Here is an 18717-nt window from a genome sequence, read left to right on the forward strand (position 1 = left end):
AACCTTGGGAATTTGGCGCGGACACAGTAAACGCTGTCATGGCGTTTTTTGCAACAGCTATTAAAAGACCGCGGCGGTGCGCGGTCTTTGGAGTGAGAGAGTTGAACGGCGCCAGTATATCCCTGAACTGTTCTGGCTTATAAAAACGGCATAAGGCTTCCTCGTTAGAAACTCCAGGTCATCCCCAGCCAATAGCGGCGGCCGTCTTCGATATAGCCGTATTCTTCCTGGGTAATCTCTTTGTCCAGTAGATTATAGATACCGGCGCTGAGTTTGAGGTTTTCCATCAGCTGCAGGTTGGCACCTATATCCACCAGAGTGTAAGAGGGGGCCACTAGAGTCGACGAAGAGGGGCCCGTGGTGGGTTGGCTCTCTTCACCCCGGTAGTGCACTCTGGCCCAACTGCCCCAGCTGTCGTTGATTTGCCAGTTCAGGGAGGTTTGCAGCAGGTGCTTGGGCAATTGATTCAATGGGCTGCCCTGATAGCGCCCTGTCTTTTGCTCTGAGTCCGTATAGGTGTAGTTGGCCGAAAGCTGGATGTCATCATTGATGTCATAGTTGAAATCCAGCTCGAACCCTTGAGTTACCGCTTCATCCACATTCACGTAAGTGGTGGGATCGGAGCCAAACTGGTTCGGACCGTCGGTACACTGACTCTCGGGGCAGGGTACCCGGGTGATCTTGTCTTCAAACTCGTTATAGAAGACGGTCAGGGCCGTGGTGATATTGTCGCCGAAGCCTGTGTGCAGCCCCAGTTCGTAGTTGATTGAAGTCTCGGGTTTGAGATCCGGGTTACCATACATATTGCCACCGCGGCTGACCTGGCCCCAATCCGGCACAGTTTGTCTCAGGCTTGGGGCCCTGAAGCCGGTGGAAACACCACCTTTGAGCGTTGTGCTGTCGGTCAGATCCCAGACTCCGTAGATACGGGGGCTGAAGTGCTCGCCAAAGTTTTCGTCATCATCCATGCGTAAACCGGCCGTCAGGGCAAAGGTGTCGCTCATGCGCCATTCGTTTTCGGCAAATACCGACCATTGGCGTCTGCTGATGTCACTACGATCACCTATCTGGTTACCTGTCTTGTCGCTGAGATCCTGGTAGTTGAAGGCGGCCCCAAAGGTGGTGGTATGACTATCACCAAAGCCGGTGACCAGACTGGTCTGGGCATCAGTGTTCTTGATGGTCATCTCTCGGCTTTTGTTTTCGAACTCTTCATATTTGACCCAGGTATTACTCGTGCCTATTTCCCAGCGGCCCGTGTGTGCCAAGGAGTATTTGCGGCTCTCATATTCGGTGGTGGAGGACGCCGGGCAGCCGTAACGACCGCAGGATTCACCGGGAGCGAGCGGGGCGACGGTTTTGCCCAGGGTGCTGTCCAACTCCTGAACGGCATTGCTGACTTCCAAAATGATGTCGTGGTCGTCACTCGGGGTCAGCGAGAAACGGGCACTGAGATTGTTGGCATCTCGACCGCGGTAACCGCCGGTTATCTGGTCTTCTTCACGCTTGGTGTACTGGCCATAAAGTTGTAACCCCAGCCAGTTAGGGATCAGGGCACCGCTGACAAAGAAGTTACCCTGATAGATATTGCCGGATTCGCTGTGTTCCTGAACTGTGCTGTCCAGTCTGAGTTCTCCCTGCCAGTTTTCCGGAACCTTGCGGGTGATGATATTGATCACCCCGCCTATGGCGTCAGAACCATACAGGGATGACATGGGGCCGCGCACCACTTCGATTCTGTCTATTGCCGATAGTGGCGGAGTCCAGGCGCCTTCGACTCCCGGGCCATCGCTATTGGTGCGAGTCTCCCGGGATGACTGGCGCATGCCGTCCACCAGGATCAGTGTGTATTGGCTTCCCATGCCCCTCAGGCTAATGTCACGGCGATCGCTGCCACCGGTAACCACGACACCGGGAACATCCAACATGGCATCGGTAATATCGCGATAGAAACGGCTATCCAGCTGTTCTCGGGTAAGTACGCTGATAGAGGCGGGAGCATCCTTGAGTTGTTGCTCGTAGCCGGAGGCGGTAACCACTATGACTTCCATGTCTTGGGGCGCTTCATCGGCCTGTGCTGCAGGTATGAGGAAGAGTGCGGCAATGGCGCTGGCCAGAGGGCTGATTCGACACAAAGACATCGGCTTTAAACTCCTGAATGCATAAATGCAAATTTGGTAAATGAGAATGATTTTCAATGGCGAGAATTTACGCCGATGATACAATCCTCTCAAGCGCATTTTTCTGGAAACACAGTTAAGGAATGCTTTATGGCGACCGCCGTAACTGAGATGTTTTTGCTGTTGTGATGGGGCTTAAAGATGAATAGGCAGATGGTCAAGGCGATGCTGGTATTTGCCACCACAGTTGAGAAAGGCACTATGAATGCCGCCGCCAGGCAGTTATGCATGAGTACATCTGCCGTTAGCCAGCAGATCTTCAAGCTGGAGCAGCAACTTGGGCTTGGGCTACTTAATCGTAGCACCAGGGCGTTGACACCGACCGAGGCAGGTAAGCTCTTTTACCAGAGCTGTGTACAGATGATTGCTCTTGCCGATGAGACAGAGCTGCAGTTGAGTCGTTTGAAGGACGGTCCGGCCGGTGAGTTGCGCATAGCCGCCCCTGTGGGCTTTGGTGGCGGTCTTCTCAGTGAGCCGCTAAGGCGTCTGTTGGAAGCGCATCCCGGCATTCAATTGTCGCTGCAGCTGCAGGATGAGACTGTGGATCTGGTGGGTAGTGGCATAGATCTGGCCATTTGTATCGGGCCTTTGGCCGATTCGGCGCTGGTGGCTCATCATCTGGCCGATTGGCAGATGCTCTTGTGCGTAGCACCGGACTTTCTGTGTCGGCGAGGGAACTCAATGCCCATGCATCCCGGTGAATTGCAGAACTGGGAGCGTCTGTGCCATAAGGGGAGTATGGTGCAGGACAGTATGTTGAGTCATACCGTCAGTGGTGAGCAGCTGTCTTTGGCGCCAGGGCGTCTGGCGGTCAACAATATGCAGAGTCTGATCCGCTTTACCTTGGATGGTTTGGGTTATGCGGCCTTGCCGGAGCCTGAAGTACGGCAGTTTTTGCAGCAGGGCACTTTGTTGCCTCTATTGCCTGACTGGCAACTGCCGCAGTACAGCGTTTACGCTCTGACTGCGGGACGAGAGGCGCAGGCGCCAAAGATCCGCGAAGCCATAGCAACCCTGAGTGCCTGTTTTGCAGAAGATGGTCCACTGGTTGCCGCTTGACTCAGGATTGTCATTGCCAGTTGGGGAAATGGCTACAGGCCAAGACGGATTATTGCTTTACCAGCGGCTGTCGTTTTCACAGGGGCGGCCATCATTGTCGCCATCCATCTTGGTGTTGGGGCAGTAACGGTTGAAGTACTCGGCTTCGGCTCTGGAGGTCATCTGGCTGCAATACTGGCGTCCATCGCAGTGGAAGCCGGCGTCCATCTCTACAGGCTTACTGGCATAGCGCGGGGCGGTTTGAGCCGCTTCGCGGATGCTGTTGCTTATGGTGTCTTGGTGAATGTCGGTCAGCTGCTGCGGTTCATTGCCGCTGAGTTTTACCCAACTCAGGTAACAGGCATAACCAAAAATAAAATAAAAAACAAAGCGTTTCATCTTTTTCCCTTAAGTATTTCGGCATCCTTGGCCAAATTGAAGTTGGCTTTGCATCTTTGAGTGGCTAAACCGCCCAAGGTGAAATTTTGCGTCGCTATTGCAGCCTGTTCCGGGGAAAAATTCAACTTAAATTTGACTTGTGTCACTCTATTACCGGGTGCAATGCAGTTTACTCTTCCGCCAAGGCCTGTAGCCTGTGCATTTCATCCTGCACCTGTTGCACATATTGGTCCCAATAGCCCAACTGTCGAAATTCTTCCAGACAGCAGCGATAGAGCTTGAGTTTGTGCTTGTTGGCCAACTGCGGCAGTAAGCAGATTTCTCCTTGATTGCTAGCATCCATTCCTTTAACTCCTGTCAGGCGATACTGCGTGGCTTCCTGCCACTGCAGATAAGTTACTTTTTAATCAGTTGCCTAATGGTGTCGACTCGACTGATATCGGTGGCATTTGGACCCGGCCAAGCAGAGGCAAGCCCTATGCCACCAGGGTTTGCCAAGGATGAGCTGGCAATCAATTTGAATGTTTTTGTCGGATTTCTTAATGAAAAATCAGCATAAGCTTAAGTAATTCAAGGCAAATTTCTTACTGCTAAAGTATGGGTATTTAAAGAGTGGCTTCCCCTGTGGGCCATGCTTGGCTATGCTGCGCTATTGGCTGTATTGGGGGGAATCATAATGGTCACAGAGTTTAGGCAACTGCAAGGCACGGCTTTGGTGCTGGAGGGCGGCGGCCTGCGCGCCATTTATACCGCCGGGGTGCTGGATGCTTTCCTGGAAGCCGGAGTCATGTTTGATTATCAGGTAGGGGTTTCCGCTGGAGCCATCTACCCGGCTTCGTACCTTTCCAGACAGAAAGGGCGTAACCTGTTAATTCAGCAGCGTTATCTTGCAGATAAGCGCTACATGGGCATGAGGCATCTGCTGAAGACGGGCAATTATGTCAATACTGACTTCACCTATAGACGTATGGCTCACGAGTTGCTGCCGTTCGATTTTGAGACCTTCCTGTCCTCGGGAGCCGAATTCAAAATAGGTGCTTTCAACTGCCTTTCCGGTGAAACCGACTTCTTTGGCATGAGTGATTTTGGTGGCCACGACGAGCTGTTGCAGATACTGATTGCCTCAAGCAGCCTGCCTTTTATCTCCAAACCCGTCGCCATCAATGGGGTGCCTTATCTTGATGGTGGCATTGCGGCTCCTATCCCGCTGCAGCAAGCCAGAGCCGACGGCTATCAAAAACAGCTGGTTATCCTGACCCAGGCCGCGGATTACAGTAAGTCAGCCTTTAAGTTTAAATGGTTGGCACAAAAGGCCTATCGGCGTTACCCCAGGGTTGCCGAGGCTTTGCTGAGGCGCCATCAGGTGTATAACCAGGCACAACAGCAATTACAACAGGCGGTTGCTGAAGGGAGTGCCATGGTGATCCAGCCCAAGATGGCGCTGGACTTGTCGAGGCTGGAGCGCGACATCAACAAGGTAGAGGCTGTGTATCATTTAGGGCTGGCCGATGGTCGTGAAGCGCTACCGGCTGTACAGGAGTTCTGTTGTTTTGGTGAAAAGCAAAGGGCTGGATAGCGAATGGAGCCAATTACAAGCACCAACCTGACACTGCGCCGCTTAAGAGCGTCAGATCTTGCCGCCTTCAGCCGTTATCGGCAGGAGCCGCAGGTGGCTCGTTATCAAAGCTGGGACACCTTCAGTCTCGAACAAGCCAAGACCTTGTATGAAGCCATTCCAAAAGCTTGGGCGCTGAGCGGTCATTGGTATCAACTGGCTATTGAGCTTACCGACGGCACTCTGGCCGGCGATCTGGCCTTGCACTTCATTGATGAGCAGCAAGTGGAGTTGGGATTCAGCCTGGATCCACTCTGCCAGGGGCAGGGTATCGCCAGGGAAGCGGTATCCGCCGTGCTGGATTACCTGTTTCGTGAGCTTGGCAGGCACAGGGTGATTGCAATTACCGACACGGAGAATCGCCCTGCCTGGCGCTTGCTTGAGGCCGTGGGCTTTCGCCGCGAAGGGCATTTTATCGACAATATTTTCTTTAAGGGACGCTGGGGCTGTGAGTATCAATATGCCCTGTTGGCAAAGGAGTGGTTATCCAAATGAAACAGCAAGTTGAAGTTCTGGAGCAAACCGCCGCTGTGGAGGACTTTATCCGTTTGCGGCAGATTACCGGACTGAGCCCTAGGCCGAGAGCCGGTGTCGAAAAGGCGCTGCCCAACAGCCTCTATGGTGTGCAACTTGTTTTCGAGGGTGAGTGTATCGCCATGGCCAGAGTGGTGGGGGACGGCGCAATTAATTTTGAAGTGGTGGATGTGGCTGTCGATCCCCGCTGGCAGGGACAAGGTTTGGGGCGTTTGTTGATGCAAAAGGTGATGGACTATCTGAAAGCTCACGCCTTCGAGGGGGCCTATATCACCTTGATGGCCGATGTGCCGCAACTGTACCTCAAATTTGGTTTCAGTTTCAGTTCACCGGCCAGTGAGGGCATGTATCTTGTCTGGCCGCCCAAGGCCGAGTTGAGTGCCTGAGTCCGGCCAAAGCTCCTGAGCCTCAGCAGCGGCTCAGGGACGCAGTGCCGGCATCCGGCCACGGGTTGGTCGCACACTGGACAACAGCATATAGATACAAGTTGTGGTCAGACACAAGCCCAGATACATGGGCAGACCCTGCTGTTGCTGGAAGCCGTTGGCCACCAGAGGCCCGATAACTGAACCCACAGAGTAGCTGAGCAGCATAAGTTCGGTTGCCGCCACTATCTTGCTGCTGTCGAGGCTGTCACAGGCCAGCGTAATAGCGATAGGGTAGAGGGCGAAGGCGGCAGCCCCCAGCAGCAACAGGTTGAAGCCCATCACCAAAGTGCTGTGACTCAGCAAAATACCCACAACCCCGGCGGCGCCCAACAAACAGAAAAACGCCATCAAGAGAGTCTTGCTGAATCTGGGAGACAACCAACTGACCAGGGGTTGCACCAACATGGCTCCGAGGATCACTATGGCCATCAGTTTGCCCGTCAGCTGGTGGTCACCTGTCTGCTCGCTGAGAAACACAGGCATCAGGCCATAGATGGGGCCCAATACCAAACCTGCAACCAGACAGCCCATGATGGCAGGGCGACTGACATGCCTGACTTCTTTGAAGCTAATCTTCTGATGCTGTATTTTTTGTGGCTGGCAGCGCTTTGCCAGCAGTGGCGGCAATACAGCCAACACCAGTACTATAGCCACCAAAATATGCGGCATGGCACCATCGACACCCAACTGTCCCACACCTAGTTGTCCCAGGGCGTTACCGCCATAGAGTGAGCCTGTATAGAAGCCCAAACGCTTGGCTCTCTGCTTGGCGGTGTCGGCTATCAACAACCAGGACTCCACCACTACGAAGATGCCGGCCACGGCAATCCCGGCAATAAAGCGCGCCGCCAGCCAAAACTGACCATTAACCACCAGGGGCATGCCAGCCACTGTCGCTGCCAGTAGCAATAGAAACAGGATGAAGGCACCTCTGTGTCCCAGGCGTGCCACGACAGGTGAAATACAAGTTGCCCCGAGCAACAGGCCGAAATAGAAAATACTCGCCAGCCAAGCCGCCAGATCTGTCGCTAAGCCAAAACCGTCCAATGCCAGCGGCAGCAGACTCATGTGATAGCCGGAAGCCAGAGCAAACAGGGTCAAACCCGCAACAGGTACCCAGGCACTGTTGTTGTGAGCGGTGGCGTGAGGTTGGGACAACTCAGACTCCAAATAGAAAAACGACCTTTTAAACGGAGATCAGTTTAAAAAGTCTGAATGGTGAAATTTTCCGCGAATATAGGAGTCTGTAGCGCTCGGGTAAAGTGAGTTTATTTTGTTGTCTTGGAAAGAAAATTTCACCAAAGTCTGGATGTTTAATAGTCTGTTTTAACTTTGAATAAATGTAAATAAAAACTCGCTTAAACGGCAATTTTTGCTGAGTTAAAACGGTGTTTTTAGCCGTTTGGCAATATCACCTCTTGTGGCCTTTGTTGTTGGCTGCGCTGCATTTAGTGTTTGCCCTGGGGTAAGATGGGGTCATTCGTTTCTGTGGACTATTTCTATGGCCAAGATTTTGCTCGTTGCCAACCTTAACTGTGACCGAATCTTATTGCTGGATAAACCCTTGCGTACCGGAGGCAGATTCCATTATCAGGATGGTGGCCAACGCTTGGGTGGTGGTGGCGCCAACACTGGCATAGGGCTGGAATGGGCCGGCCATAATGTGGCTCTGGTCAGTCAGGTTGGGCGAGACGAGATGGGCGATTGGCTGCTGGCCGAAGCCAGTACCCAAGGGCTGGATTGTCGCAGGGTGCAGCGGCGAGCAGGCAATACCTGTGAAATGTTGTTGGTGATGACCCCGGATGGCGAGCGCACCATTATCCGGCCGCAGCGGCCGATATTTGAATTGCCGGCGCCGCCCAAGTGGTCGCAGTGGGATGCGCTCTATATCAACTCCTCTGCCGAAGGGGCGGTCAGTTGGGCGCGAACCGCGCTGGAACACACTCTGGTGGTGGCACAATTGGCCAAAGATGACAGGCCAAGACCCTGCCATGTATTGCTGTCTTCGATAACCGATATGCAAGGGCGCAGCGAGCTCAGCCCCTGGCAGTTTGGGCGTCAGATAGCCGGTGATGCACTTAAATACTTTATTGTGACTCAAGGCGAGCAGGGCGCGGTGTTATACCAGGAGAGTGGTGAGACGCTGATAGCGGCGGTTCCGGCGAAAGTGGTGGATACCACGGGGGCCGGTGATGCCTTTGCCGCCGGGCTTATCCATGGTTTGGTATCGGGAATGGCAGTGGAACAGGCCATGAAGGAAGCCGCTCAGTGGGCGGCTTTCGCGGTTGCCTCGGAAACCTCGATTCCGGGAGACGCCTTGCGTCAGTACCTGCAAGCACAGCAGGATTGAGCTTGTCATAAAAATCCCGCATCAGTGTCATGCCGCCGTCATCAAGTGGGCTTAATCTTGCTGGCGATCTTTGGTTAGAGCTCAAGGGCTCTTCGGGTTTCTCCCTTCTTGTTTATTTATGTGCTAACTGGCTTGCCCTGCTCTTGAAGCAGGGCTTTTTTAATCCTGTTGCCCAAGGTTCGAGGCGATTGTCATCCCGCTGTCGCCTCTGTGTCATGAATGCGTCACATCAGGAAGGTGCGAATAAGTCCTCTTGGCACTCTGGCTTACACAGCAATTGGCGTTCAAGGCATCTGACTGAAGACATGCCGGGGCCTGTCAAAGTCGGATAACGCAGAAAGCCGGTGGCTGTGTAAGCCCCGAAGGGCGTGGCTTACAGACCTATCTGCTATGTTGTGCTTCTTGCAAAGGACTTGGCCATTTGCTGCGAACCACGCCTTGCATCCAGGCCCGTAAGCCGACGCAGAGCACACATGGAACTTGTTCACACCTTCCTAAGCCCCAATATGTGCAGCGAGTCTTCTTTATGGCGCTGTGATTCGCCCGCTGATTCCCAACTGGTTTGCTGGTGCCCCGTTTCTTAACGGGGCTTTTTTTAGCTGCTTTGGCAGCTTGTTGCCGGTCTGGGTAACCAGATATCGAAACTCGGGCCACCGCTTGCTGTGTCGCTGACGCTAATGTCCCCACAGTGCTGGCGAATGATCTGGGCACTGATGGCCAATCCCAGGCCGTGACCGCCGCTGCCGCGATCCCGTGATTTGTCTATGCGAACGAAGGGATCAAAAATGCGCTGTTTATCTTCATCCTGGATCCCTGGGCCATCGTTGGAAATATGCAGCCAGATCCTGTCAGTGTCGCCGCTGAGCCTTATGCTGACGCTTTGGCTGGCATAGCGGTAGCCGTTGCGGATGATATTGCTGACAGCTCTATGCCAGAGGCGCAGATCTACCATGGCCTCCAGTGGTTCTACCTTGGTGAGTTCAAGGGCGATATCGGTTTCAAACTGCAGGTGGGCAATCAACTCCTGCAGCGCGGTATCCAATGATTGGCAGCTCAATTGTAATGGCGCCTGACGTCGCTCCATTCTGGCGTATTGCAGCAACTCGTCCACCATGGTGCCGAGTTCATCCAGGTCCTGATGTATGCCTTCCAGATAAGGCATTTGCTCCGGGCGCACGCCGGAATCGTCCAGCATGTCCAGATTGCAACGGATCCTGAATATAGGTGTACGCACTTCATGGGCAACGGCATTGGTGAGTTGTTTGTTGCTGTCGATGAGTTTGGCTATCTTGTCAGCCATTTGATTGAATGACTGGTTCAGGTGTCCCACCTTGTGCCAAACACCTGTCTTGGCCCGTACTTTGAAATCTCCATTGGCAAAGGCACTGTGAACCCTTTCCAAGCGGCGCAGACGCCGGGCCAACAGGTAGAGCAGTACAAAGTTGATAAAAGCCAACACGGGAAACAGCACCCAGAGGGCAACGGATTCTTTGAAATAGTATTCCTGCCAGAAAGGAGCGGACTCATCACGGCTGATGGCATACACCTTATCTGAACCCTGGAACATGATATAGGAGATATCCTCTTCCATGTCTTTGACGTAATGCCGGTTGTCTCTCAGGATCTGTTTTTCTTCAGCCGACAGCTCGGCCGAGTCCAAAGAGATGACCCTCAGCTGTTTGTGCACGTTGCCTAGCACCTGCTCAAGTGAGGCCTCGGCACTGGCAACACCCTTGGCGGCCGAGATTTCAGACAACAGCTGGCTCAGTGACATATTGGTGCGGTCCAGATAGTCGCTTTCCCACTCATCGGAGGAAAAGAAGTCCAACTGAAAGACAAAAATGATGGAGGTGAAAAACAGAAACACCAGCACCAGATAGGAGAAGATAAACAGGCGCTTCATTACCACCTATCCGGCACAAATAGATAACCCTTGCCCCTTACTGTGATTATCTTGCGTGGCAAGCTGGGGTTGTCGCCTAATTTTTTACGCAAAATCACTACCTTGTTATCTATGCTGCGGTCTATTCCGTCGTACTCTATGCCGCGGGTTTCTTTGACCAGAAACTCCCGCGACAGTATTTCATCCGGGTGTGAGCTCAGCAGCCACAACAGGTCGAATTCGGCAGCGGTGAGGTTGACCTCTGCCTGACTGACGGCGCAGAACTTGCGGGCATTGTCCAGATAGAGTTCACCAAACTGACGTTCACGGTTGCTCTCTGTGACCGCGCTTTCCTGCCGTCTCAGTAACATGCGGATCCTGGCCAGCAGTACCCTGGGCTGAATAGGTTTATTGACAAAGTCATCGGCGCCCATCTCCAGAGCTGCCACTTGATCCATGTCATCTTCACTGGCGGTGAGGATCAGTATCTTGCCTTGGTATTGGGCCCGGATTTCACGGCAGATACTCAAGCCATCGTTTCCCGGCAACATAAGATCCAGGATCACCAGCTCAGGTTGACGCTCGAGTATTTGCTGGCAGGCACAGTTGCCATCGTCTATCCGCTCTACATCGAAATGTTGGTTCCTGAGGTAATTGGTCAGAAGGTCACTGATCTTATTGTCGTCTTCTACGAGTGTTATGCGAGTGTTTGCCATTTCCTGCCGATAAGCTTGTGGATCAAGATAAAGCAAAATTAGCACCCCGATTACATAAGTGACAATTTGATTGGCATAAAGGGGGACTCAGTCACCCCTTTACCAGTGACCATTCAGTCTTTAACGCTGACATTACTGAGAATATAGCTGACTTCATAAACCCGGGTGCCTGGATTTTCCGACTTCTGGTTCAGGCCGGTGACTTCCACTATCACTGAGGTTTCCCTCTCAATCGAGTTGGAGCCCCAGAGCCAGCTATTGTCATTGCGACCCACACCAAAAGTATTCACCGCATCCCTGTTGGTTTGTTCGCTGTCCAGGGTGAAGAAGGCAAATCCCCCTTGCTGGCTCAACTCTGCCGCTTTGCGCAGAATGTATTTGCGGGCCAGGGCCCTGTCAGTGTTGTTATTGCCGACAAAACTTATTTGCCAGGCATTTGAGGCAATTTGGGTTGTCTCAAAGCCTTTGCCAAAGGTCCAGAAGGATTTCTGGGTGTCATAAGGGGTAGCACAGCCACTGACCACTATGGCTAAGCCTGCGGCAAGCAAGAGGTTTTTAAGCGATTTCATCCAAGGACCTCAGATTCAGAAGTAATAAGTCAGTGCCAGGTTGGCGTTCCACTGCTGTTTGCCATCAACAATCGGCGAGTCGGCAATGGCGGAATCCAGGTAGCTGTAGTTGCTGCTTTGGCTGAGTTCGAGATGTTCCCCCAGAGGCACAATCAGCTTGTAACCTGCGTTGTAGGTGAAGGCTTTGCCCGGTTGGTAGGCCTTATGCTGCTTATTGGCTTCAGCCTTGCTGACTCCGAAGTAGTACTGGGTAAAGTCACTGCTCAGGTAGCTGACGCCGGCGTAGGGAACGACACTGCCCCAGCCCAGGTTCAGTGGTACGGCGTAACGGACCTGGCCGATAAAGCCGTTGTATCTGTTGGTTAGGTCATGTTGTACCGAGGTGGACAGAGTACCGAATCCCAGTTGGGTATCCAGGTTGATACCCAGATCGCCACTCAGTTTACGTTCATGGATGCCGCCAAGCGCTGCCGCGTCTGAGTCTTTCAAGGCAATACCCGGACTACCCAGGTACACACTCAGGTTGAACAGATCTTTATCATTGCCGAAGAAACGGTAGTTGATATTGGCCAGTGAGGCGTTGAAGTCCTTGCCGTTATAACCCAGGTTACCGAAGGGACGCAGCTTGGAATCGACGCCTTGATAGAGTTCGCTGCCCTGATAGGCACCGGCAGAGACAAAGAAACTGTTTTCATGGCTGTAAATCTGGCCATTACGGATATAAACGTCAGTGTTGTCCGCCAAGGCGGCACTGCTTACTGCAGCCCCAACAAGGGCCAGGGCGCTGAATCTGAATGCTTTCATATTACTTCTCCTGAATACATAAGAAATCCCTGGTATTGTCCTCGGCGTCACGGCCATACAATAGCGCCGCTTTGTATGGAAATGTCCGTGATCTGTCCCGTAAGCTTGGAGTATGATCGGGCTTTGGCACCCGAAGGGAGACGTAACGTGACCAAGTGTTTGATTGACAAGATTTCTGGGCTGTATGCCGGTGATGAGCTGACATTCAGGGACAAGCTGGCAAGCGGGATAGATAACAAGTCTCGGATGGAGACGCTGGAGGTTTTCGGCGACAGGGTTGCGGGTGATGCCCAGGCGGATCCAAAACATCATGGCGGCCCGGATAGGGTACTGCATCATTTCCCTCGCGAGCACTATGGCCACTACCGGCGCATGGGACTGATAACTTCGGGGCAGGATGCACCTGCCATGGGAGAAAACATCAGCAGTGTTGGCCTGACCGAGGCGGATATTCATATCGGCGATATCCTCAGCTTTGGCGAAGTCGAGCTGCAGGTCACCCAACCACGTTCCCCCTGTTTTAAGCTCAATCACCAATATGGCCAGCGGGACTTTGCCCTTGCCATGCAGCAAACGGGTATGTCAGGTTGGTTCTATCGGGTGCTGAAGCCTGGCATCATAAGCTGTCAGGATGCCCTGATACTGAAACAAAGGCGTACCGATATCAGTGTTGCCGAGGCGATGAAGCTGTATTTTCGCCCCGAATTTGATGCGGCCGCCTATGACAGGCTGCTCAGTTGTGAAGGTTTGGCGGCCAGCTGGGTTGGCAGCTTGCAGCGCCGACTGGAGCGGGGCAGCATAGAAGACTGGCAGATGCGCCTCTATGGCCCGGATAGTTTGGCTTTGAACTGAAAAAGTTAGGAAACAACATGGAAAAACAGGAAAGAGACATGGGAATGTTGGTGCACCTGGCGAGTTTTGCCGGTTACCTGATCCCTTTCGGCACTATCTTGGGGCCGTTGATCGTTTGGTTGATGAAACGGGAAGAGTTTGAATTTGTCGATGTTTGCGGCCGTAATTGCCTGAACTTCAAAATCAGTATGATCATTTACACCATCATCAGCCTGATCCTGATCTTTGTTGGCATAGGTTTGGTGCTGGTGGCTGTACTGGCGATTTTCGATGTGGTGGTGACCATAGTCGCAGCGGTCAAGGCCAGTGAGGGGGTGGAATACAAGTACCCCTTGGCAATCAAATTCCTGTGATCCCGGGCCATCCATAGATGGCCTTGTTGCTGACAGCGGAGGAGCAATGCGAGCCTTTTTATCCGGTATCAATAACTTTTGGGTCGGTCTGGTGTTCGGGTTGTCACTGCCGCTGTTGTTAGTTGTGCTGACGCTGAGCGTGACCCTCTATCAACTCACTGACTTTGCCAATGATGTTGCCATAACCCCTCTGTATCAGCGTGGAGAGCAGACTTTAGCGCGGGTCGACCAACTGCTGGTGACTCTGGATCAACGACTCAGTGATGACGACCCAGGTTTATTGGCACCATTTAAGCAAATAGAGTTGTTGCCTGAGCTCAAGTTGTTGGCTCTCAGTGTTGCCAAGTTACAGGTTGAAGAGAACCAACCGGCTCTCTCTGCTGTGAAGGCTGAGCTGGCGACTCAACTCGATGCTTCCCTTAAGCAAAGGTTTGCGACAGCCGAGGCTGAAGCCCTGAGCCAGCATTTGCAGCAAATTCTGGAAATATTGGCCAAGGGTAAAGAGGCGCCTTTGCCGCCTCAATCCTGAGTGTTTGCCGAGGTTTCTGCAGCCAGTTGACTCAGCGCTCGTTGGCGGTAATCCAGCAAGGCAAACACCCCGAATAGAAAGGCGTTGAGATAGTCTTTAGCCTTGAGCGGCAACAACTGACAAAATATCGTGTGAAATATCAGCACCTGCAGCCCATGCATCATGGCGGTTACCCCGAGAAGTATGGTGAGTATCACGCCGATATTGCCTTCAAACGGGCTGAACAGGTTGAAAAACATCAACACCCAAGCCAATAGGGTCGCCAGTTTTCCCAACACTAATACGGCTTTCATGACTCTATTCCTCCCGGGAAGCGATACAGGCGGTAGCTGACCTGGCCGGCCTGCTTCTCTTTCAATGCCTCCCAGTCAGCCGGTATCGGCAACTGCTGCAATTCTGATTCCACTTCGAGATAGATAAGGGCGCCTGGGTTGAGCCATTGATGCCGGGCCAGCAGGGTTAGGGTTTGCTCGGCCAGTCCCTTGCGAAAAGGGGGATCGATAAACACGATATCGAAACGGCGATCGGCAGGGCGCGCCAAACCGGCCAATACATCGCCGTTGATGACCTCGGCACTGTCGCATTTTAGGGTTTGCAGATTCTGCTGCAGTTGCTGAGCGGCGGTTTTTTGCAGCTCATAGACTCTGGCAAAAGCGGCATAGCGGGACAGGGCTTCCAAGGCAAGTGCGCCACTGCCACCGAAACAGTCCAACACCGAGCTGCCACTGAGTTCACCTGCCAGCCAGTTAAAAAGAGTTTCCCGCACTCTGTCTGTGGTTGGCCTCAGGCCTTCCAGATCCTGGATGGGTAATTTTCTCGAGCGCCATTGGCCTGCGATAATACGAACCTGACCGCTGCCCGGTCTATTTTTGGCCATCTTGCCCCCGTGATTTTGCCTGAAGAAAGAAAGTGGTAGACTATGCCACCTTAAAAGCGTCGCTATTTTATAACAAACTCAGCCGAAAAGGTGAGATGAAGCTAAAGCCCTTTATCGCTCGGGAATGCCCATAACAGGCCCCGCTGCTCCAGGGAAATAGTTGCGACCTCAAGCGGGAGCCCGGCTCCTGAAGATCCCCCACGATGTTGAGCACTGGTAGCACTGATGGCAAAGAAAGGTTTTTTTTCCTGGTTTCGTAAAGACAAAAGTAATGACGAAGCCGAGCAGGCGGCCAAACTCGCCGAACAACAAGCCGCAGAAGCCGCGGCCGAGACTGAACGTTTAGCTGCTGAAAAGGCGCAGGCCGAACAAGCCGAAGCTGATCGTCTGGCGACTGAAAAGGCACAGGCTGAACAGGCCGAAGCCGAGCGTATTGCTGCTGAAAAAGCGCAGGCAGAACAGGCAGAAGCTGAGCGTATTGCTGCTGAAAAGGCACAGGTAGAGCAGGCCGAAGCTGAGCGTATTGCTGCTGAAAAAGCGCAGGCAGAACAGGCAGAAGCCGAGCGTATTGCTGCTGAAAAGGCGCAGGCGGAGCAGGCCGAAGCTGAGCGTCTGGCTGCTGAAAAGGCACAGGCTGAACAGGCCGAAGCCGAGCGTATTGCTGCTGAAAAGGCGCAGGCTGAACAGGCCGAAGCCGAACGTCTGGCTGCTGAAAAAGCGCAGGCAGAACAGGCCGAAGCCGAGCGCATTGCTGCTGAAAAGGCGCAGGCAGAACAGGCAGAAGCCGAGCGTCTGGCGGCCGAAAAGGCGCAGGCAGAACAGGCCGAAGCCGAACGTCTGGCGGCCGAAAAAGCGCAGGCAGAACAGGCCGAAGCCGAGCGTCTGGCCGCTGAAAAAAACCAGGCCGAACAGGCTGCCGAAGAAGCTCAACCTGAGCCACAGGCAAAACCTGCTAAAGAGGGCTTCTTTGCCCGCCTCAAGCGGGGGCTGATGCGCACCAGCGAAAATATCGGTAGCGGTTTTATCGGGCTGTTTCGCGGTAAAAAGATTGATGATGACCTGTTTGAAGAGCTGGAAGAGCAACTGCTTATTGCCGACGTTGGGGTGGAAACCACCAGTCGGTTGATCTCCAGCCTGACAGATCATGCTTCACGCAAGCAGCTCAAGGACGCCGAAGCCTTATATGAATTGCTGCAGCAGGAGATGCTGGCGACACTGGAGCCTGTGAGTGTGCCTCTGGTTCCGGACAATGCCGCCGGGCCTTTCGTTATATTAATGGTGGGTGTCAACGGCGTTGGCAAGACCACTACCATAGGCAAGTTGGCCAAACAGTATCAGCGCGAAGGCAAGTCTGTCATGCTGGCAGCCGGTGATACCTTCCGCGCCGCTGCGGTTGAGCAGCTGCAGGTTTGGGGCCAGCGCAACGATATTCCTGTGATTGCCCAGCATACAGGTGCCGATAGCGCCTCTGTGCTGTTTGATGCCCTGCAGGCCGCCAAGGCCAGAAATGTCGATGTGTTGATTGCCGATACCGCAGGTCGTTTGCAGAACAAGAGCCATCTGATGGAAGAGCTGAAGAAAGTGGTTCGGGTGATGAAGAAACTGGATCCGGACGCTCCCCATGAAGTGATGCTGACCCTGGATGCCAGCACGGGCCAGAATGCCATCAGTCAGGCGCAGTTGTTCCAGGAAGCCGTCGGAGTTACCGGCATCAGTATCAGCAAGCTGGATGGTACCGCCAAAGGCGGAGTTATCTTTGCCATTGCCGATAAATTTGGTATTCCTATTCGTTACATAGGCGTGGGAGAGCAGATAGACGATCTGCGTACCTTCAATGCCAAAGACTTTATCGAAGCCCTGTTCAGTCAGGAGAAGGCGGATAACTGATATATGATTCGATTTGAGCAGGTCAGCAAAATTTACGCCGGGGGCCAAAAGGCACTGTCTGATGTGAGTTTTCATCTTCAGCGGGGCGAAATGGCCTTTCTTACCGGGCATTCCGGGGCCGGTAAGAGTACCTTGCTCAAATTGATCACAGTTATTGAGCGCGCCAGCGCCGGCCGGGTATGGATCAACGGCCATGATATCGCCGGTATCAAGCGCGGCCATGTGCCTTACCTGCGCCGCGATATCGGGATGATTTTCCAAAGCCACCATCTGTTGATGGACCGAAGCGTGTTTGACAATGTGGCGCTGCCCTTGGTTATCGAAGGCTTTACCTTGGGGGAGATCCGCAAGCGGGTAGCCGGTGCTCTGGATATGGTGGGGCTCTATGGTAAAGAGCGCCATAATCCCATCATGCTTTCGGGCGGTGAGCAGCAGCGGGTAGGCATTGCCAGGGCGATAGTCAACAAACCCCCTCTATTGCTGGCCGATGAACCGACCGGTAACCTGGACCCCAAGCTATCCATGGATATTCTCAGGCTGTTTGAAACCTTCAACGATGCGGGCACCAGTGTGCTGATTGCCACCCATGATCTCGGTCTTATCGCCAGAATGAAATACCGCACCCTGACCCTGAAGCAGGGGCGGATGATAGGTGGTGAAGAACTGGGGACCAGCCCCATGAGCGCTAAGGAATAAGCTATGTCTGCCCAGCCTTCATTGACCCGCAGTAAACTCCCACTTTCCGGCCGGATAGTGATGTTCTTTATCCGCCATATACAGCATGCCATGGCCAGCATGGGTGAGTTGTGGCGCAACCCTATCTCATCGTTGATGACCATGGCTGTGCTGGGTGTCAGCCTGAGTTTGCCGGCCGCCTTGCAGGTGCTGGTAAAAAATGCCGAGACCATTACCCAATCCTGGAGCAGCGCGGCACAGATCTCCTTGTTTATTGAGGGGAACCGCTCAGAGCAGAGTATTCAGAGCCTGCTGGCGCGGATAAAGGTCTACCCGGAAATAGACGAGGTCGACTATATCAATCGTGACGAGGCACTGGCGGAGTTCCAACAGCTGTCAGGTTTCGGCGAGGCGCTCTCCTATCTGGAAAGCAACCCTTTGCCGGCGGTGATCAGCGTGATCCCCACCGAAAAGTATTCCAGCCCAACAGGCGCCAGAGAGCTTTTGACCAAGCTGGAGCGTGAGCCTGAGGTGAGCTTTGGCCGTCTGGATATCGAGTGGCTGGAGCGCTTACAGGCTCTGGTGCGCTTGTTGGAACGTACCGTGCTGGCGTTGGCGGCACTGCTGATCCTGGCTGTGGTGCTGGTCATAGGTAACACGATTCGCCTGGCTATCATGAATCGGCGCAGTGAAATTGAGGTCATGAAGCTGGTCGGGGCCACGGAAGCCTTTATTCAGCGGCCATTTCTCTATACCGGCATCTGGTATGGTGTTATCGGCGGTATACTCGCCTGGGTGATAATCAACCTCTTGGTCTGGTACCTGGATGGGGCGTTGGCCTCGCTTTTGGGCCTGTATGGCAGCCAACTCGAGATGCAGTCTCTGACCTTTGTCGAGCTGCTGCAGATGATGGCACTGGCGTCATTTTTGGGTTGGTTGGGGTCTTTCCTGTCGGTGCGCCAACACCTGCGAGCCATAGAGCCTCACTGATGTAAAAATGAACTTACCTTCACTTGCATTGTCTTATCT

The 18717-nt window shown here is 53.4% G+C and carries 20 protein-coding genes and 1 pseudogene; 11 read left to right on the top strand and 10 right to left on the bottom strand.

Going from position 1 to position 18717, the window contains the following annotated elements:
* Window positions 1–164: 164 nt before the first annotated feature.
* The gene (locus HCX89_RS07620) at window positions 165–2141 is read right to left on the bottom strand and encodes a ligand-gated channel protein (protein WP_167715569.1); all 1977 of its coding nucleotides are present in this window, start codon (window positions 2139–2141) and stop codon (window positions 165–167) included.
* 180 nt (window positions 2142–2321) lie between these two features.
* Here HCX89_RS07620 and HCX89_RS07625 point away from each other — a divergent pair, with 180 nt between their 5' ends.
* Window positions 2322–3239, top strand: a complete 918-nt coding sequence (locus HCX89_RS07625) for a LysR family transcriptional regulator (RefSeq protein WP_025889234.1) — start codon at window positions 2322–2324, stop codon at window positions 3237–3239.
* A gap of 57 nt (window positions 3240–3296) precedes the next feature.
* Here the strand turns inward: HCX89_RS07625 and HCX89_RS07630 are convergent.
* Both HCX89_RS07630 and HCX89_RS07635 read right to left on the bottom strand, forming a co-directional pair.
* A pseudogene (locus HCX89_RS07630) lies at window positions 3297–3434 on the bottom strand (excalibur calcium-binding domain-containing protein); the annotation flags it as partial.
* 352 nt (window positions 3435–3786) lie between these two features.
* Window positions 3787–3960 carry a hypothetical protein gene (locus tag HCX89_RS07635; RefSeq protein ID WP_156018539.1) on the bottom strand — a complete coding sequence of 58 codons (174 nt, stop codon included), beginning with the start codon at window positions 3958–3960 and terminating at the stop codon, window positions 3787–3789.
* A gap of 354 nt (window positions 3961–4314) precedes the next feature.
* Here HCX89_RS07635 and HCX89_RS07640 point away from each other — a divergent pair, with 354 nt between their 5' ends.
* Genes HCX89_RS07640 through HCX89_RS07650 form a run of 3 tightly spaced genes read left to right on the top strand, consistent with a single transcriptional unit; the run spans window position 4315 to window position 6152 of the window.
* A complete protein-coding gene (locus tag HCX89_RS07640) occupies window positions 4315–5193 on the top strand; it encodes a patatin family protein (protein ID WP_096142234.1) in 879 nt (292 codons plus the stop codon).
* Window positions 5194–5196: 3 nt separating this feature from the next.
* A complete protein-coding gene (locus HCX89_RS07645; RefSeq protein WP_167715571.1) occupies window positions 5197–5727 on the top strand; it encodes a GNAT family N-acetyltransferase in 531 nt (176 codons plus the stop codon).
* Entirely contained in the window at window positions 5724–6152 is a 429-nt protein-coding gene (locus tag HCX89_RS07650) for a GNAT family N-acetyltransferase (RefSeq protein ID WP_025009227.1), read from the top strand. Before HCX89_RS07645 ends, HCX89_RS07650 begins: the two co-directional genes overlap by 4 nt.
* A 33-nt stretch (window positions 6153–6185) precedes the next feature.
* On the opposite strand, the gene HCX89_RS07655 is transcribed toward HCX89_RS07650, so the two are convergent.
* The gene (locus HCX89_RS07655; protein ID WP_025009228.1) at window positions 6186–7352 is read right to left on the bottom strand and encodes an MFS transporter; all 1167 of its coding nucleotides are present in this window, start codon (window positions 7350–7352) and stop codon (window positions 6186–6188) included.
* Between the two features lie 343 nt (window positions 7353–7695).
* Here HCX89_RS07655 and HCX89_RS07660 point away from each other — a divergent pair, with 343 nt between their 5' ends.
* Window positions 7696–8544 carry a PfkB family carbohydrate kinase gene (locus tag HCX89_RS07660; RefSeq protein WP_025009229.1) on the top strand — a complete coding sequence of 283 codons (849 nt, stop codon included), beginning with the start codon at window positions 7696–7698 and terminating at the stop codon, window positions 8542–8544.
* Between the two features lie 595 nt (window positions 8545–9139).
* On the opposite strand, the gene HCX89_RS07665 is transcribed toward HCX89_RS07660, so the two are convergent.
* From HCX89_RS07665 to HCX89_RS07680, 4 genes are all read right to left on the bottom strand, one after another.
* Entirely contained in the window at window positions 9140–10447 is a 1308-nt protein-coding gene (locus HCX89_RS07665; RefSeq protein ID WP_167715573.1) for an ATP-binding protein, read from the bottom strand.
* Window positions 10447–11142 carry a response regulator gene (locus tag HCX89_RS07670; RefSeq protein WP_025888873.1) on the bottom strand — a complete coding sequence of 232 codons (696 nt, stop codon included), beginning with the start codon at window positions 11140–11142 and terminating at the stop codon, window positions 10447–10449. The genes HCX89_RS07665 and HCX89_RS07670 overlap by 1 nt, the downstream gene beginning before the upstream one ends.
* Before the next feature lie 113 nt (window positions 11143–11255).
* Complete coding sequence (locus HCX89_RS07675; RefSeq protein WP_167715575.1) at window positions 11256–11711, bottom strand: hypothetical protein; 456 nt, start codon at window positions 11709–11711, stop codon at window positions 11256–11258.
* 15 nt (window positions 11712–11726) lie between these two features.
* The gene (locus HCX89_RS07680) at window positions 11727–12515 is read right to left on the bottom strand and encodes a MipA/OmpV family protein (RefSeq protein ID WP_167715577.1); all 789 of its coding nucleotides are present in this window, start codon (window positions 12513–12515) and stop codon (window positions 11727–11729) included.
* A 147-nt stretch (window positions 12516–12662) separates the two neighbouring features.
* Here HCX89_RS07680 and HCX89_RS07685 point away from each other — a divergent pair, with 147 nt between their 5' ends.
* Genes HCX89_RS07685 through HCX89_RS07695 form a run of 3 tightly spaced genes read left to right on the top strand, consistent with a single transcriptional unit; the run spans window position 12663 to window position 14249 of the window.
* Window positions 12663–13367 carry an MOSC domain-containing protein gene (locus HCX89_RS07685; RefSeq protein ID WP_044735469.1) on the top strand — a complete coding sequence of 235 codons (705 nt, stop codon included), beginning with the start codon at window positions 12663–12665 and terminating at the stop codon, window positions 13365–13367.
* Window positions 13368–13384: 17 nt separating this feature from the next.
* Complete coding sequence (locus HCX89_RS07690; RefSeq protein ID WP_037436274.1) at window positions 13385–13720, top strand: DUF4870 domain-containing protein; 336 nt, start codon at window positions 13385–13387, stop codon at window positions 13718–13720.
* Between the two features lie 46 nt (window positions 13721–13766).
* Window positions 13767–14249, top strand: coding sequence for a hypothetical protein (locus HCX89_RS07695; RefSeq protein WP_107110857.1), 483 nt, complete (start codon window positions 13767–13769; stop codon window positions 14247–14249).
* Here the strand turns inward: HCX89_RS07695 and HCX89_RS07700 are convergent.
* Entirely contained in the window at window positions 14240–14542 is a 303-nt protein-coding gene (locus HCX89_RS07700; RefSeq protein ID WP_044735467.1) for a DUF1145 domain-containing protein, read from the bottom strand. The genes HCX89_RS07695 and HCX89_RS07700 overlap by 10 nt on opposite strands.
* Window positions 14539–15126: a 16S rRNA (guanine(966)-N(2))-methyltransferase RsmD gene (gene rsmD, locus HCX89_RS07705; protein ID WP_025009234.1), complete on the bottom strand. Its 588-nt coding sequence runs from the start codon at window positions 15124–15126 to the stop codon at window positions 14539–14541. The genes HCX89_RS07700 and rsmD overlap by 4 nt, the downstream gene beginning before the upstream one ends.
* A gap of 225 nt (window positions 15127–15351) precedes the next feature.
* On the opposite strand from rsmD, the gene ftsY reads away from it, so the two are divergent.
* From ftsY to ftsX, 3 genes are read left to right on the top strand one after another with little or no spacing between them, the layout of a single operon-like run.
* Complete coding sequence (gene ftsY / locus HCX89_RS07710) at window positions 15352–17013, top strand: signal recognition particle-docking protein FtsY (protein WP_167715579.1); 1662 nt, start codon at window positions 15352–15354, stop codon at window positions 17011–17013.
* A gap of 3 nt (window positions 17014–17016) precedes the next feature.
* Complete coding sequence (gene ftsE, locus HCX89_RS07715) at window positions 17017–17709, top strand: cell division ATP-binding protein FtsE (protein ID WP_025012145.1); 693 nt, start codon at window positions 17017–17019, stop codon at window positions 17707–17709.
* Window positions 17710–17712: 3 nt separating this feature from the next.
* A complete protein-coding gene (gene ftsX / locus HCX89_RS07720) occupies window positions 17713–18678 on the top strand; it encodes a permease-like cell division protein FtsX (protein ID WP_167715581.1) in 966 nt (321 codons plus the stop codon).
* Window positions 18679–18717: the final 39 nt, after the last annotated feature.

This window comes from Shewanella sp. Iso12, assembly GCF_012030025.1.
Classification (GTDB): domain Bacteria; phylum Pseudomonadota; class Gammaproteobacteria; order Enterobacterales; family Shewanellaceae; genus Shewanella; species Shewanella algae.